Source organism: Streptomyces sp. NPDC060064 (genome assembly GCF_042736455.1).
Classification (GTDB): domain Bacteria; phylum Actinomycetota; class Actinomycetes; order Streptomycetales; family Streptomycetaceae; genus Streptomyces.
Map to the genome: position 1 here is coordinate 12682 of NZ_JBHWWF010000059.1, position 15036 is coordinate 27717.

Genomic DNA, 15036 nt, shown 5'->3' on the forward strand with positions numbered 1-15036 from the left:
TTGCCGTCAGGGCCTGACGTTGCCGGGCCTGATGTTGCCGTCAGGGCTTGACCCTGCCGCCGGCGCCCTCTGTCCCGCCGGGGTCACCGCCCGGGTCGGTCGGCGGGGTGAAGCTCGGCGGACCCGATGGCGTAATGCTCGGCGTCTGCGTCGGATCCTCCGTCGGCGTCTTGGTGGGCGTCCTCGTCGGCGTGCTCGTCGGATCGTCCGTCGGCGTCTTGGACGGGGTCTGCGAGGGCGTCTCGGACGGGGTCTCCGTCGGCGTCGGGTCCGGGTCCGCTGTCGCGCCCTCTTCGATGTCCAGATCGAACTCGGCGGCGGCGGCCTCGTCGTTGAGGGCTCCCGTCGTGTACTGCTGCCAGATCTTCGCCGGGACGCCACCACCGTTGGCGCGGCCCTCGTTGACGGTGTTGGTCAGCGTGACCTGCCCGCCCTTGGGGTCCTCGCCGAACAGGGCGACAGCCGTGACCAGCTCGGGGGTGTAACCCACGAACCAGGCCGAGCGGTTGTTCTCCGAGGTACCGGTCTTGCCCGCCGCCTCGTAGTCACCGGCCGCGTTCGTGCCCGAGCCGGACTTCACGACGCCCGTCATGGCCGCCGTCGTGGTGTCCGCCGCCTCGCGGCTGATCGCCTGGTCGCCGATCGAGGACTCCTTCGGCTCAGCCTTGCGGGACTGGCGCTCGGCGGACTTCACGATCGTCGGCGTGACCTTCTTGCCGTGGTTGTCGAGGGTCGCGTACACCCCGGCCATGTCCCAGGTGGAGGCGCCCATCGTGCCGAGAGACATCGCGGGCCGCTCCGGAAAGTCCTTGCCGTCCTTCATGCCCATGTCGATCGCGGTCTTCTTCACCTTTGCCGGGCTGACATCCACGATCATCTGCGCAAAGACGGAGTTGATCGAGCTGTTCGTCGCCCGCTGGACGCTGACCGGGCCGTAGTCCTTGTCGTCCTCGTTCTCCGGCGCGAAGGGGGTGTCGCTGCCCTTCACCGGCCGCTTGCTGGTGCCGTCGTACTTGGTGTTGAGGCCGATCTTCGCGCCGTCCTGGGTCTCGGCCCCGTTCTCGATGGCCGAGGCGAGGACGACGGGCTTGAAGGTCGAGGCGGGCTGGTAGTCGCGGCGGGTGGCGTTGGACAGCCAGTGCTCGGTGGCGCCGATGCCGCCGTAGAGGGCGACGATATGGCCGGTCTTCGGGTCGACGGAGGTCGCACCTGCCTGGACGGTCGCGTCGGCCTTGTCCTTCTTGCGCTCGAGCTTCTCCTCGAGCTGCTTGTTGACCGCCTTGACCAGTGCCTTCTGGCGCTTCTCGTCGATGTTGAGGGTGATCGTCCAGCCGCCGGCCTTGATCTCCTCCTCGCTGATGCCCTGCCTGCGCTCCAGCTCGGCGTTGGCCGCGTCGACGAGGTAGCCGGTCTGGCCCTCCATGCCGGGGGCGGCCTTCGGGGCCTTGGGCACGGGGAACTTCAGGCCGGTGCGCTCGCCGGAGTCCAGCCACTCCTCCTCGACCATGTTGTCGAGTACGTAGTTCCAGCGCGCGCGGACCAGCTTCTTGCCGGTGTCCGTGGCGACCGCCCAGTCGTACTGGCTCGGGGCCTGGAGCAGAGCGGCGAGATACGCGCCCTGGGCGACGTTCAGCTTGGACGCGTCGACGCCGTAGTACGCCTGGGCCGCGGCCTGGATTCCGTACGCGTTGCGGCCGTAGTAGCTGGTGTTGATGTACCCGGCGAGGATCTCGGACTTTTCCTTCTTCTGGTCCACCTTGAGCGAGATCACGAGCTCTTTGAGCTTGCGGGTGACCGTCTGGTCCTGGTTCAGGTAGTAGTTCTTGACGTACTGCTGGGTGATGGTCGAGCCACCCTGCTTGCCCTTGCCCGTGAGGGTGTTCATCACGCCGCGGGCGGTGCCCTTGAAGTCGACTCCGGAGTCCTTGTAGAAGGTCTTGTTCTCCGCGGCGACGAAGGTGTCCTGGACTTCCTTGGGGATCTTCTCGAGCCCGACGATCTCACGGTTGATCTTGCCGGTGCGGGCGAGGATCTTGCCGTCGCTGTACTTGTAGACGTTGCTCTGCATCTCGGCCTGGGCGTTGGCCTCGGGCACGGGAACGAGCAGATAGATCACGAAGAAGGCGCCCATCGCCAGCAGGCAGAGGCCGAAGAAGGTGCCGAGCAGCTTCCTCCAGGTGAAGAAGCGCCGTATGCCAGTGGGCTTTGCTTTCTTCGCCCGGCGCGCCCCGCGCTGCCGGGCTTGTCGCGCTTCCGCTCGGCCCATCGCTTCGCTGCTCCGCTCGTAGTCACTGTTTTCGCTGGTCGTGCTTGCCGCCATCGGCCCGGCGTCGGGCCGGAATCAGCTCAGAAAGCTAACACCGCTCACACAGACAAAGAGCCATCGATCCGGTCTTTTCCGGACGTGAGAATCAGCACCCCGTCTCATGGAACCGACTCATGAGAGGTGCACAGGGTTGCGATGCGCGTTAAAGTGATATCACTTTGCTAGAGGGTCGGCGGCTGTCGCCGACCCCGGAAACGGGGAGCCATCATGCCTGCCACCAGCACACCAACCGTGGAAGACCTGCCGGAGATGCCGGCGCCACAGGTTCGCGAATTTCCGGCGCACAGCATCGGCGGGGGCGCCGCCCTGCTGCTGGGGCTGCTCGGAATAGCCTCCGGGGTCGTACTCGTCGTCGCCGGGGCGGCGGTCGGCGCGACCGGCACGAAGGTGGCGCTGATCCTGCTCGGCGTCGTGGTCGGGATCGCCGCGTTCGTCGCGATGTGCGGGCTGAACACGGTCGCACCGGGCGAGGCGCGGGTGGTCCAGCTCTTCGGGCGCTACCGGGGCACGATCCGTACGGACGGCCTGCGCTGGGTCAACCCGTTCACCTCGCGGGTCAAGATCTCGACGCGGGTACGGAACCACGAGACCGCGGTTCTGAAGGTGAACGACGCGTACGGCAACCCGATCGAGCTCGCCGCGGTGGTCGTGTGGAAGGTCGAGGACACGGCGCAGGCGCTGTTCGAGGTGGACGACTTCCTGGAGTTCGTCTCCACCCAGACGGAGGCGGCGGTGCGGCACATCGCGATCGAGTACCCCTACGACGCGCATGACGAGGACGGCCTGTCGCTGCGCGGCAACGCCGAGGAGATCACCGAGAAGCTGGCGGTCGAGCTGCACGCGCGCGTGGAAGCGGCCGGCGTGCACATCATCGAGTCCCGCTTCACGCATCTCGCGTACGCCCCGGAGATCGCGTCCGCGATGCTGCAGCGCCAGCAGGCGGGCGCGGTGGTGGCGGCCCGGCGGCAGATCGTGGACGGCGCGGTCGGCATGGTCGAGGCGGCGCTGGCCAGGATCGCGGAACAGGACATCGTCGAGCTCGACACGGAGCGCAAGGCAGCCATGGTGTCGAACCTGATGGTGGTGCTGTGCGGCGACCGCGCGCCGCAACCTGTCCTCAACACAGGGTCGCTCTACCAGTGACGCCGCCCGAGCGGAAGCAGGTGCTGCTGCGGCTGGATCCGGCGGTGTACGAGGCGGTGGCGCGGTGGGCGTCGGACGAGCTGCGCAGCGCGAACGCGCAGATCGAGTTCATCCTCCGTCGCGCCTTGTCGGACGCAGGCCGCTTGCCGGGCAGCGTCGGCCCGATCCCCCGGCGGGGGCGCCCGCCGAGGGCTGCGCCGGAGGACGAGGGGGAGTAGCCCCTGGGGCAGGCCCTCAGCCCCGCACGACCTTCGCTCGGGTCCTCAATCGCCGGACGGGCTGAAATTCAGCCCCGCCGGCGATTGAGGCGCGGGGTCCGGGGCGGAGCCCGCAGACCCCGCTCAGGTATACACAGCAGGTATACACACCGTGTAGAGTGCCGCGCATGTCCATCGGTCACACACTCCTCGGGCTCCTCGAGTCCGGCCCGCGCCACGGCTACGACCTCAAGCGCGCCTTCGACGAGAAGTTCGGCCACGACCGGCCCCTCCACTACGGGCAGGTCTACTCGACCATGTCCCGCCTCCTCAAGAACGGCCTCGTCGAGGTCGACGGCATTGAGGCCGGCGGTGGTCCCGAACGCAAGCGCTACGCCATCACCGACGCCGGGATCACCGATGTCACCCAGTGGCTCGCGCAGCCCGAGAAGCCGGAGCCGTACCTCCAGTCGACCCTCTACACCAAGGTCGTCCTCGCGCTGCTCACCGGCCGCAGCGCCGCCGATCTCCTCGATGGGCAGCGGGCCGAGCATCTGCGGCTGATGCGTATCCTCACCGACCGCAAGCGCCGCGGTGACCTCGCCGACCAGCTCATCTGCGACCACGCCCTCTTCCACCTCGAAGCCGATCTGCGCTGGCTGGAACTGACCGGTGCCAGGCTCGACCAGCTCGCCAAGGAGGTGCGCGGATGACCCCCGCAGGCTCCCTCCTCGTCGCCGCCGACCTGCACAAGGCGTACGGCCCCACCCCCGCCCTCGACGGCGCGTCCTTCTCCATCCACGCCGGCGAGGTCGTCGCCGTCATGGGGCCCTCCGGCTCCGGCAAATCGACCCTGCTCCACTGTCTCGCCGGGATCGTCCGGCCCGACTCCGGGTCGATCAGCTACAGCGGGCGCGACCTCACCGCGATGTCGGACGCCGGACGGAGCGCGCTGCGCCGCAGCGACTACGGCTTCGTCTTCCAGTTCGGCCAGCTCGTTCCCGAGCTGACCTGCACCGAGAATGTCGCGCTGCCGCTTCGGCTGAACGGCACCCGGCGCAAGGAGGCCGAGCGCACCGCACTGGAGTGGATGGAGCGCCTCGAAGTCGCCGAGATCGGCAACAAGCGGCCCGGCGAGGTCTCCGGCGGCCAGGGCCAGCGGGTCGCGGTCGCCCGCGCGCTGGTCACCTCGCCGCGGGTGCTCTTCGCCGACGAGCCGACCGGCGCCCTCGACTCACTCAACGGCGAGCGGGTGATGGAGCTGCTCACCGACGCGGCCCGGGACACCAACGCCGCGGTCGTCCTGGTGACGCACGAGGCCCGGGTGGCCGCGTACTCCGACCGCGAGGTCATCGTCCGCGACGGCAAGGTGCGCGACATGGCGGGCGTGGCATGAGCGGCGGCGCCACCTGGATACGGGATCTCACCCTGGGCGCCCGGTTCGCCGTCACCGGCGGCCGACGCGGCTGGACCCGTACGATCCTCACCGCCATCGGCGTCGGCCTGGGCGTCTCCCTGCTGCTGGTCGCCGCGTCCGTGCCCCATCTCATCGAGAGCCGCGACACCCGCGAGGCGGACCGCGCGGTCACCTTCAACGACGAGGTGAAGCGTTCCGAGCGCTCGTTCCTCTTCGCCCGGACCAGCACGCTCTACCGCGGCGACACCGTCAACGGCGCCGTGTTCCGGCCCGACGGCGGCGACGCCCCCGCGCCGCCCGGCCTGGCGAAGCTGCCGGGCCCCGGCGAGATGGCCGCCTCCCCCGCCCTCGCCGACCTGCTCAGCTCCCCCCAGGGGGCGCTGCTGAAGGACCGGCTGCCGTACCGGGTCACCGCCACCATCGGGGACCGCGGCCTGATCGGCCCCGGTGAGTTCTTCTACTACGCGGGCAGTTCCACCCTCCCCCCGGCGGCGGCCGACTGGCGCGCGGACAGCTACGGCGGCGACCAGGGCAAGGGCGACCCGATGAGCGCGGTGCTCCTGCTCATCATCGTGATGGCCTGTGTGGCCCTGCTCCTGCCGGTGGCCGTGTTCATCGCCACCGCTGTGCGGTTCGGCGGCGAGCAGCGCGACCGGCGGCTCGCCGCGCTCCGGCTGGTCGGCTCCGATCAGGCGATGACACGGCGGATCGCGGCCGGTGAGTCACTGTGCGGCGCGCTGCTCGGGCTGGTCGCGGGCGCCGGATTCCTCGCGCTGATACGGCAGTTCATCGGCTCGGTGACCATCTGGAACGTCAACGCCTTCCCCTCCGACATCGTGCCGAGCCCGGTGCTGGCCGCGCTGATCGCCGTCGCCGTACCGGCCTCCGCGATCGGAGTCACCCTCTTCACGCTGCGTGGTGTGACGATCGAGCCGCTCGGCGTTGTACGGAACACCGCTCCGCGGCGGCGCCGACTGTGGTGGCGGCTGCTGATGCCGGCCGCCGGTCTCGCCCTGCTGCTGCCCCAGTCGGGCCGGGTCGGCCTGGGGGACACCGAGATCGCCACCTACCAGATCGCCGGCGGCGCGCTGCTGGTGCTGACCGGGGTCACCGCGCTGCTGCCGTGGCTGGTCGAGGCAGTGGTCGGACGGCTGCGCGGCGGGCCCGTGCCCTGGCAACTGGCGGTACGGCGGCTTCAGTTGAGCAGCGGGACCGCGGCCCGTGCGGTGAGCGGCATCGTCGTCGCGGCGGCCGGCGCCATCGCGCTGCAGATGCTCTTCAGCTCCGTGCAGAGCGACTTCATGAAGCCGACCGGCATGGACGCGGCCCGCGCCCAGCTCGAGACGAGCGCGAAGGCCACGGACGGCTCCGTGGCGAGCAAGATGATCGAGAAGTACTCGGCGACCAAGGGCGTCGCCGGCGTGATCGGGATGATCCAGGCGTCCGTCGACCGGCCGGGACCGATACGCGCGGGCGAGGGCTACATCCCCACCACCCAGATCACTGTCGCCGACTGCCCGTCGCTGCGGGAGCTGGCGAAGCTGCCCTCCTGCAAGGACGGCGATGTCTTCATCGCCCGCACGCACGGCTATCAGGGACCGCCGGACGAATTTCTCGCCAAGACTGCCCGGCCCGGCGCCCAGGTCAACCTCAACTCGGAGCAGTTCGGCCCGGAAGGCGAGACGAAGACGACCAAGCCGGTGCTGTGGCGCATCCCCGCATCCGCCAGGACGGTGGACTCGCGTACCGACCCGGTGGGTCAGGTCTCCTTCGGCGTCATGGCGACGCCGTCCACCATCGATGTGTCGAAGCTGGTCAGCCCGATGGCCAAGGCATTGATCCGGCTCGACCCCGACGTGCCCGAGGCGGCCGAGTACGCCCGTAACAGCGCGGCCGCAATCGACCCGCTGACCAGCGTCTCCACGCTGCAGAACTTCGAGCGTGACAGCCAGTTCTCCAGCGTGCGCACCGGTCTCTTCGTCGGCGCGACCGCGACGATGCTGCTGATCGCCGCGTCGATGCTCGTCTCCACGCTGGAACAGCTCCGCGACCGCAAGCGGCTGCTGTCGGTCCTGGTCGCCTTCGGCACCCGGCGCGCCACTCTGAGCTGGTCGGTGCTGTGGCAGACCGCCGTGCCGATCGTGCTGGGTCTCGCCCTCGCGGTCACGGGTGGCATCGGGCTCGGTCTTGTCCTGCTGAAGCTGGTCGGCAAGCAGGTCGCCGACTGGTGGGCCTTCCTGCCGATCACCGGGGTCGGGGCCGCGCTGATTCTGCTGGTGACGGTGCTCAGCCTGCCGCCGCTGTGGCGCATGATGCGCCCGGACGGGCTGCGTACGGAGTAGCACAAGGGCGTACGACGCAGTCCGGGGCAGTACGGAGCGGTCAGTCGAGCACCCGCACCGGCAGCGCGCGCATCGCGTCCCGCAGGGCCTGTGCGAACTCCTCGAATTCGCCCTGGCGTGCCGTGCCCGCGCGCATCGCCAGGGCGACAGTGCGTGCGGGCGCGGGTTCGGCGAAGTACGCCGTCTGCAGCCTGCCCGCCCGGCCCGTCTCCACCTCGACCGCCGTACGCGGCAGCAGCGTCACTCCGAGCCCGCCGGCGACCAGCTGCACCAGCGTGGACAGGCCCGCGGCAGTCGTCGACACCGGAGCACCGTCGGTACGGCCGGCCTCCCGGCAGATGTCGAGCGCCTGGTCGCGCAGGCAGTGGCCCTCGTCGAGCAGCAGCAGATGCAGTTCGCGCAGGGCCTCGCGCGGAATGTCCTGGCGGCCACCCAGCCAGTGGTCCTCGGGCGTGACCAGCACAAAGTCCTCGTCGAACAGCGGCAGCTCGCTCACGCCCTGGACCCCGAGCGGCACGGCGAGCAGCAGCAGATCGAGCCGCCCCGCCGCGAGCCCCTCCAGCAGCGAGGAGGTCTGCTCCTCGTGGACCTGGAGGTCGAGGTCCGGGTAGTTCTCGTGCACCAGGCGCAGCACGGTCGGCAGCAGATACGGGGCGACGGTCGGGATCACGCCGAGCCGGAGCACCCCGGTGAACGGGGCGCGTACCGCCTCGGCCTCCTCCAGCAGCTCACCGACCGCGTCCAGCACAGCCTTGGCCCGCACCGCGAGCCGCTCTCCGGCCGACGAGAGCAGCACCTTGCGGGTCGTACGCTCCAGGAGCTGGACACCGAGTGCCTCCTCCAGTGCCGATACGGCACCGGACAGCGCGGGCTGACTCATCCCGATTGCGGCCGCGGCGTCCCGAAAGTGCAGATGCTCGGCCACGGCGGCGAACGCGCGCAGCTGCGCCAGGCTGGGCTGCTTACCTCTGGAACTTCCCCTATTAACGGCATTGCCGACATTACTGATAGCCACTGATAGGCACCTCCGATCGCGATGACCGAGTCTAGCTATTTCCGCGATCAATGCACTCTGTGCCAGTATCAAGATCCGTCCAACCCCCCGGAAGACCTCAAAAGGGAATTCCTTTCTGCAAGGAGAGCGCGTGCTCACTGTTGGTGACCAGTTCCCCACGTTCGAACTGACTGCCTGCGTCTCGCTGGAGGCCGGCAAGGAGTTCGAGGAGATCAACCACAAGTCCTACGAGGGCAAGTGGAAGGTCCTTTTCGCGTGGCCCAAGGACTTCACCTTCGTCTGCCCCACCGAGATCGCGGCCTTCGGCAAGCTGAACGACGAGTTCGCCGACCGTGACGCCCAGATACTCGGCTTCTCCGGCGACTCCGAGTTCGTCCACCACGCCTGGCGCAAGGACCACGCGGACCTGCGTGACCTGCCCTTCCCGATGCTGGCCGACTCCAAGCACGAGCTGATGCGCGACCTCGGCATCGAGGGCGAGGACGGCTTCGCGCAGCGCGCCGTCTTCATCGTCGACCCGAACAACGAGATCCAGTTCACCATGGTGACCGCCGGCTCCGTCGGCCGTAACCCCAAGGAGGTCCTGCGGGTGCTCGACGCCCTGCAGACCGACGAGCTGTGCCCGTGCAACTGGACCAAGGGCGAGAACACCCTCGACCCGGTCGCGCTGCTGTCGGGCGAGTGATCCGATATGTCTCTCGATGAACTCAAGGCTTCGGTACCGGACTACGCCAAGGACCTGAAGCTGAACCTCGGTTCGGTGATCGGCAACAGCGAGCTGCCGCAGCAGCAGCTCTGGGGCACCGTCCTGGCCTGCGCGATCGCCTCGCGCTCGGCGAAGGTGCTGCGCGAGCTGGAGCCCGAGGCCAAGGCCAACCTCTCCCCGGAGGCGTACACCGCCGCCAAGTCCGCCGCCGCGGTCATGGCGATGAACAACGTCTTCTACCGGACCCGGCATCTGCTGTCGGACCCGGAGTACGGGACGCTGCGCGCCGGTCTGCGGATGAACGTGATCGGCAACCCGGGTGTGGAGAAGGTCGACTTCGAGCTGTGGTCGCTCGCCGTCTCCGCCATCAACGGCTGCGGCCAGTGCCTCGACTCGCACGAGCAGGTGCTCCGCAAGGCCGGCGTGGACCGCGAGACGATCCAGGAGGCCTTCAAGATCGCCGCGGTGATCCAGGCCGTGGGTACGACGCTGGACGCGGAAGCTGTGCTCGCGGACTGAGCCCCGCGCTGCGACAAGGGCGCCCCGCCCGGCTGCGAGCCGGACGGGGCGCCTTGTCGTGGACGGGCTTTACGGTGCGAGAAGTTGGCCCGCCGCCAGCGCCGAGGCCACTGCGCCTCCGGCCACCACCGCCGAGGCCGCGAAGAGCGGAACCCTCCCGGTCCAGGTGCGCAGCGCCGGGGAGCGGGAGACGCGGTCCAGCAGCACGTCACGGCCGCGCAGCACGATCAGTCCGACGCCGGTGAGCGTCAGGGCCATACCGGCGCCGAAGGCGGCCACCATCGACAGGGCGATGCCGACCTTGCCGGTGAGGAGCCCGGTCAGCAGTACGAGGAAGGCTGAGGGCGAGGGCAACAGACCTCCCGACGCGCCGAGGAGGACGAGACCTCGCCGGGTGAGCAGCGAGTGTGCGTCCGGGATGTGATGGCTGTGCCCACGCTCGTGGTCATGGCTGTGCCGCTCGTGGTCATGGCTGTGCCCACGCTCGTGGTCATGGCTGTGCCGCCCGTGGTCATGGCTGTGCCGCCCGTGGTCATCCCGGTGATCGTGCTTACGGTGGCGCAGATGCTTCCGCAGCAGGCTCACGCCCACCGCCGCCACCACCAGCGCCGCGACGAGCTGCAGCCACCCCGTCAGCGCCGCCATGTCCGGCGTGCTCTTCGCCGCCAGCCACCAGCCGACGGCCAGGACCACGACCGAGAGCGTGTGCATCACGGCGACGATGCCACCGAGCCGTACCGCGTCGCGGGGTCTGCCCCGGCCGCCCACGAGATACCCGGCGGCCAGCGACTTGCCGTGCCCGGGCGCACAGGCATGGAGCGCGCCCACGGCCGCCGAGATGAGCAGCGCCGACGGGAGGGCCGGCCCATGGTCCAGGAGCGACGTCAGGTCGGCAGTCCAACTCCCGCCCTGCGACGACGAGTTTCCCACGGCCTCCGATGTGAAGGAGAGCTCCCGCGTGGGCTCCCTCGCCGTGTGCAGACCCCCGCCGCCCACGTCCGTCACGGAGAGCGTGCGATAGGCGGGGTTGATATCCGTCATCGCGGTGACCGTCAGGGCGATCCGGTCCACCGGCCGCGGGCAGACGAAGCGGACCTTCACGCCGTCCGCCGCCCCGACCCGGCAGGGGCTGCCGTCCTGGCGTACGACGATGTGCGAGCGCAGATAGCCCGCCACATCGCCGCCGGACTCCTTCTCCAGGACGGTGACATCGTCCTTCTGCGCGGACCAGGCCGCTTCCACGGCCGAGCCCTTCGCCTCGACCTTGACGACGGGCGGTGTGCCGAAGGGGTGCGCCTGGGCCGTCCCCGCGCTGCCGAACAGCAGCGCGGGGACGGCGGCCAGGACGAGCAGCACCCAGGTGCGCGGTGATCGCACGGTGGCGCTTCCTCTCAGTCCCGGCGCGCGGCGAGTGCGTGGACGGTGCCGTCGTCCGTGAGGGCGACGACCCAGTCACCGCTGACGGAGAGCGCCGAAGCCACTCCCGCGCCCAGGTTGTACGCGGCGAGCTGCGTGCCGCTCGCCCGGTCCAGGACGAGCAGCCGCCCGTCCCATGTCCCCACATACACAAGGGACTTGGTGACCAGCGGATGCATCGTCGGCGAACCGGCACCCGCCGAGCAGCCCATGGCGACGCGCCACTTGTCGTCCATCGGGCTCTCGCCCGCCAGATAACCGGCCTTGGTCTCCCACACCGGCTTCGACGGATCGGCCGCGCTCGTGTCATAGGCGCGTACGACACCGTCGCGGCCCGCGACATAAGCGATGTCGCCCCACACGGCCGGGCTGGTGAGCGGGGCCCGCCCCGGCTCGCAGGTGCTGCCGCCGCCCACCTTGGACTCCCAGGTCACCGCGCCCGTCTTCGGGTCGTGCCCGCGGACGCCGTACGCCGTGAACGTCACCAGCTTCGCCGGGCCCGATGCGGGCTGCGTCAGCACGGGCGACGAGTGGCTGTCGATGTCGCCCCCGGTGTCCTTCACCCACAGCTGCTTGCAGCTCGCGAGGTCCATCGCGATGACCGTGTTGCTCGACGAAGAGTGCAGATAGGCGGTGTTGGAGCCGGGCTCGCGCACCACCGTGCTGTGGGACTGGCCCCAGGAGGCCGCGGCCCCGAAGCCGCCGGGCAGCTTCTCGCCCGTCTTGGCGTCACGGCAGCGCACCGTGTTCCAGTCCTGGTGGACGGCGACCGTACGGTCCCCGCCGGCGAGCGGGAAAACGCTGACCGGTCCGCCCGCGCGACCGTAGCGGCGCACGGTGTCGCCGTGCTGCTCCTCACGGTCGATCGACTCCCAGGCGACGTGCCCGTCCTCGGCGTCCAGCGCGTAGATCCGTCCGACGCCGGTCGTCAGATGGACCCGTCCGTCATGGAGTGTCGGCGCCGACTCGGCGTCGCCGTCCAGGTAGGTGCGCCAGATCTCGCGGCCGGAGGTGATGTCGTAGGCGAGCATCATGCTGTACGGAGAGTCGAAGGCGCGGGACGAGACGATCAGCTTGCCGTCCGCGATCACGGAGCCGTTCAGGTTGAACTGCTCACCTGTGTGCTGAGTCCACTTGAGGTCGAGCGTGTCGCCCGGGTTGTCGCCGCTCGCGGACCGCCCGGCCTCGTCGCCACCCTGCCGCAGCCAGTCCTGCCCGGTGCTCGGCTTCGGCAGCTCGGCGTCGCGTACGACCTCGAAGGTGGACTTCGCCGCGGGAAGCGCGGGGAACGCCGTGCCCCGGGTGTCGTACACGGTCGTCTCGGCGGTGTAGCTGCCGGGCCGCAGCCCGCGCAGCTTGCCGCTCGCCCGGGTCCACGCACCGCGTGCTTCCGGGCAGGGTTCGGCCGTGCCGCCGGGCGGGGTGTAGCAGTTCTCGATACCGGGCCCGGCCGCTCCCTTGCCGAAGCGCACGCTCGCGCGCTTCACGACATGGCCGCGGCTGTCCCGTACGGTCAGCGTGGCCCTCGCGGGCGTACGGCCGTCGTCCTCCGCGTACACCTCTACGGGCACCGGGGCGTTTGCGCTGTGCGTGCTGCCCTGCGCGGGGCTGACCAGCGCGGAATCGTCGTCGATGTCGAACTGCCGGTGGATGCCGGTCACATGACCCGTGTCCTCGTTGCGGCTCGTGCGCAGATCGTCGGTGATGCCGCTGAAGTCGAGGACCTTGTAGTCGGGGTGAGCACCGTCGATACCGTACGTGCCCTGGTTGTTGACCTCGACGGAGCGCTTGAAGGCACCGCGCCGGAACTCGGCCTGCTGGTTGTGACCCGCGGCGACCATCCGTACGTCGTACTTCGCCAGCTCGTCGATGGTCGGCTGCATGCCCGCGCCGGGTCCCCACTGGGTGAACAGCGAGCGGTGCGCGAAGACGAGCACCTGCTTGCCGACCGCGTGCTGGGCCAGGTCCCTGCGCAGCCACTCCAGCTGCGGCTTCAGCCCGCTCGCGTCGTAGTTGTCCTCGAGTACGACGATGTGGCGGCCGTTGCGGTCGAAGCTGTACCACTCGGGGGCGAGGTTGCGGCGGTAGTACTCCAGGCTGCCCGCGTAGCCCTTGGAGGTGGCCGTGCCGCCGAAGTCGTGGTTGCCCATCACGGGGTAGAAGGGGTGGCCGAGCCGCCCCTGCTCCAGGCCCTTGCTGAAGAGGTCGTACGCGCCCTGCCGGCGCGGCTCTTCCGCGTAGTCCGTGACGGTCAGGTCTCCGGTCGCGATCTGCATCGTCGCGCCGTCGACCTCGGACATCGCCTGCACCTGGCCGGTCCACTGGGGCAGTGCCGTGCGGGCCTCGGCGTCGGTGCGGTTGCCGACCTCGGGGTCGGAGTTCATGACCCACTTCTCGGTGGGGTCCGAGGCGTTGCGGTCCGGGACGAGCGCGAAGTCGATGCCGGTACCGCCGGTCTCGGGGACCTTGTGGAAGAACTGCGGGATGTAGTCCTTGCGCAGTGCCGGGGTGTACCCGTCGGGCGAGACGATGCTGATGAGGTCGGTCTCGCGCCGCGTCGGGTCGATGGCCAGGGTGTACGAGCCGTCCGCGCGGGTCGTGGCCCACGCGGCGCCGTCCGTGACGTCGACGCCGGGCATGGCACGCTCGCCCCTGTCCCGCTCGCCGTTTCCGTTGCGGTCCTTGAAGACGGTGCCCTCGACGGTGGCGGTGGCCGGTGACGTGTCGTCGGCGAAGGCCGCCTGGGGCGCGAGGCAGGACAGGGCGACGGCTCCCGCGGTCGCGAGCTGGAACCGACGGCTTGTGCACAGCCCGCGGACGAGGGACGGCAGTCGCCGGGCGGCGAGTACGAACACGACTCCGGCCGCAGCCACGAGTACGACGGTGAGCCAGGGGAACGTCGGGAGCGCGTGCGCGCCCTTGGCGTCGACGAGCGGCGTTGCCGCGGAGGCGTCGACCGCTGTGCCGTCGAACTCGACGACGACCCGGGTCAGTCCGCCCTTGTCGAGGAGCGGGCTCATGTCGAGCGCGTCGATGTGGCAGCTCCACGCCAGTTCGATGACGACGCCGCCGGGCACCCCGCCGTCGTCGCCGGGCACGCCCGAGCCGGTGGCCGGGCAGCGTGCCGACAGCATCAAGGATGCCCAGGTGCCGGCCCTCTCGGGGGACACCACGTCGCGGTGCACGATGAGACGGCCGCTGGTGACGTTGTCACCGGTGGCGACGACGAGTTCGGCGTGCTCGCGGGAGACATGCGCCATGGCGGGCTGGGCTCCGACGCCCAGCACAAGGAACAGCAGCGCGAGACAGAGCCCGGCCGCTGTGCGTATGTGTTTCATAAGAGCGGACGCTAGCCAGCATCCGCTCGATTTCCGCCAAGACCGAACGACTTTCATCGAGTCGTCCGCAAGAGTTCAGCTCTGCAGCTTGGTCATCAGCGTCCGCATGTCCTCGATCATGAAGGGCCTGATGCCCGAGAGATCGGCCGGAGCGGTCGTACCGCCCGGACCGTTCGGCCCGCCGGGCGAGACGGAGAGCGTCAGCACGGCCTGGCCGTCCAGCACATGGAGGGTCGGTGCTTCGTCGCTGCCGTCCTCCAGGACGAAGTAGGCGCGCTCGCCGAGCCCGTCGAACTGTTCCATGGTGACCTCGGTGTCCCCGAAGAGCATCTGCGCGGCATTGACTTCCGCTCCCCGCCCTAAAGGGCGGGGATTCCTACCACGGTCGTCTGACCGTCTCGGTGGGTTCCTGCTTCACCGCGCTGCGCCGGTACGAGTACTGGTCTTACCTGCGCTCCACAGGCTGACACCGCCAGTCCGGCGGCCTTGGCGACGTTGACCGCCGCGTTGATGTCCCGGTCAAGGACGGCTCCGCATGCCCCGCACTCCCAGACGCGGATGTGCAGGGGCTTGGGGCCGTCCTTGACGCCGCACTGCGAGCAGACCTGAGAGGTCGG

General features: G+C 69.7%; 13 protein-coding genes. 7 read left to right on the forward strand and 6 right to left on the reverse strand.

The window, feature by feature from the left end; all coding sequences use genetic code 11:
- Positions 1-40 precede the first annotated feature (40 nt).
- Positions 41-2266, reverse strand: a complete 2226-nt coding sequence (locus ACFWDI_RS38260) for a transglycosylase domain-containing protein (RefSeq protein ID WP_385311437.1) — start codon at positions 2264-2266, stop codon at positions 41-43.
- A 267-nt stretch (positions 2267-2533) separates the two neighbouring features.
- Here ACFWDI_RS38260 and ACFWDI_RS38265 point away from each other — a divergent pair, with 267 nt between their 5' ends.
- The 5 genes from ACFWDI_RS38265 to ACFWDI_RS38285 all read left to right on the forward strand — a co-directional run bounded on the left by ACFWDI_RS38265 (position 2534) and on the right by ACFWDI_RS38285 (position 7425).
- Complete coding sequence (locus ACFWDI_RS38265; RefSeq protein ID WP_385311419.1) at positions 2534-3469, forward strand: SPFH domain-containing protein; 936 nt, start codon at positions 2534-2536, stop codon at positions 3467-3469.
- Positions 3415-3687 (forward strand): hypothetical protein, encoded by a 273-nt coding sequence (locus ACFWDI_RS38270; RefSeq protein ID WP_385311421.1) that lies wholly within the window; start codon positions 3415-3417, stop codon positions 3685-3687. The genes ACFWDI_RS38265 and ACFWDI_RS38270 overlap by 55 nt, the downstream gene beginning before the upstream one ends.
- Positions 3688-3854: 167 nt before the next feature.
- Positions 3855-4379: a PadR family transcriptional regulator gene (locus ACFWDI_RS38275; RefSeq protein ID WP_327325804.1), complete on the forward strand. Its 525-nt coding sequence runs from the start codon at positions 3855-3857 to the stop codon at positions 4377-4379.
- Positions 4376-5062: an ABC transporter ATP-binding protein gene (locus ACFWDI_RS38280; RefSeq protein ID WP_385311423.1), complete on the forward strand. Its 687-nt coding sequence runs from the start codon at positions 4376-4378 to the stop codon at positions 5060-5062. The genes ACFWDI_RS38275 and ACFWDI_RS38280 overlap by 4 nt, the downstream gene beginning before the upstream one ends.
- Positions 5059-7425, forward strand: coding sequence for an FtsX-like permease family protein (locus tag ACFWDI_RS38285; RefSeq protein ID WP_385311425.1), 2367 nt, complete (start codon positions 5059-5061; stop codon positions 7423-7425). The genes ACFWDI_RS38280 and ACFWDI_RS38285 overlap by 4 nt, the downstream gene beginning before the upstream one ends.
- 40 nt (positions 7426-7465) lie before the next feature.
- On the opposite strand, the gene ACFWDI_RS38290 is transcribed toward ACFWDI_RS38285, so the two are convergent.
- Positions 7466-8440, reverse strand: coding sequence for a LysR substrate-binding domain-containing protein (locus tag ACFWDI_RS38290; protein ID WP_385311427.1), 975 nt, complete (start codon positions 8438-8440; stop codon positions 7466-7468).
- Positions 8441-8570: 130 nt separating this feature from the next.
- On the opposite strand from ACFWDI_RS38290, the gene ACFWDI_RS38295 reads away from it, so the two are divergent.
- Positions 8571-9125 (forward strand): peroxiredoxin, encoded by a 555-nt coding sequence (locus tag ACFWDI_RS38295; protein WP_327325800.1) that lies wholly within the window; start codon positions 8571-8573, stop codon positions 9123-9125.
- A gap of 6 nt (positions 9126-9131) precedes the next feature.
- Positions 9132-9665: an alkyl hydroperoxide reductase gene (locus ACFWDI_RS38300; protein WP_385311428.1), complete on the forward strand. Its 534-nt coding sequence runs from the start codon at positions 9132-9134 to the stop codon at positions 9663-9665.
- 69 nt (positions 9666-9734) lie between these two features.
- On the opposite strand, the gene ACFWDI_RS38305 is transcribed toward ACFWDI_RS38300, so the two are convergent.
- The 4 genes from ACFWDI_RS38305 to ACFWDI_RS38320 form a co-directional block, all read right to left on the reverse strand.
- On the reverse strand, positions 9735-11042 hold the full coding sequence (locus tag ACFWDI_RS38305; protein ID WP_385311429.1) for a nickel/cobalt transporter: 1308 nt from the start codon (positions 11040-11042) through the stop codon (positions 9735-9737).
- A 14-nt stretch (positions 11043-11056) separates the two neighbouring features.
- The gene (locus ACFWDI_RS38310; RefSeq protein WP_385311431.1) at positions 11057-14419 is read right to left on the reverse strand and encodes a PQQ-binding-like beta-propeller repeat protein; all 3363 of its coding nucleotides are present in this window, start codon (positions 14417-14419) and stop codon (positions 11057-11059) included.
- A 75-nt stretch (positions 14420-14494) separates the two neighbouring features.
- Positions 14495-14749, reverse strand: coding sequence for a hypothetical protein (locus ACFWDI_RS38315; protein ID WP_385311433.1), 255 nt, complete (start codon positions 14747-14749; stop codon positions 14495-14497).
- A gap of 29 nt (positions 14750-14778) precedes the next feature.
- The coding region (locus tag ACFWDI_RS38320; RefSeq protein WP_385311434.1) for a zinc ribbon domain-containing protein at positions 14779-15036 on the reverse strand (258 nt) is incomplete at its 5' end.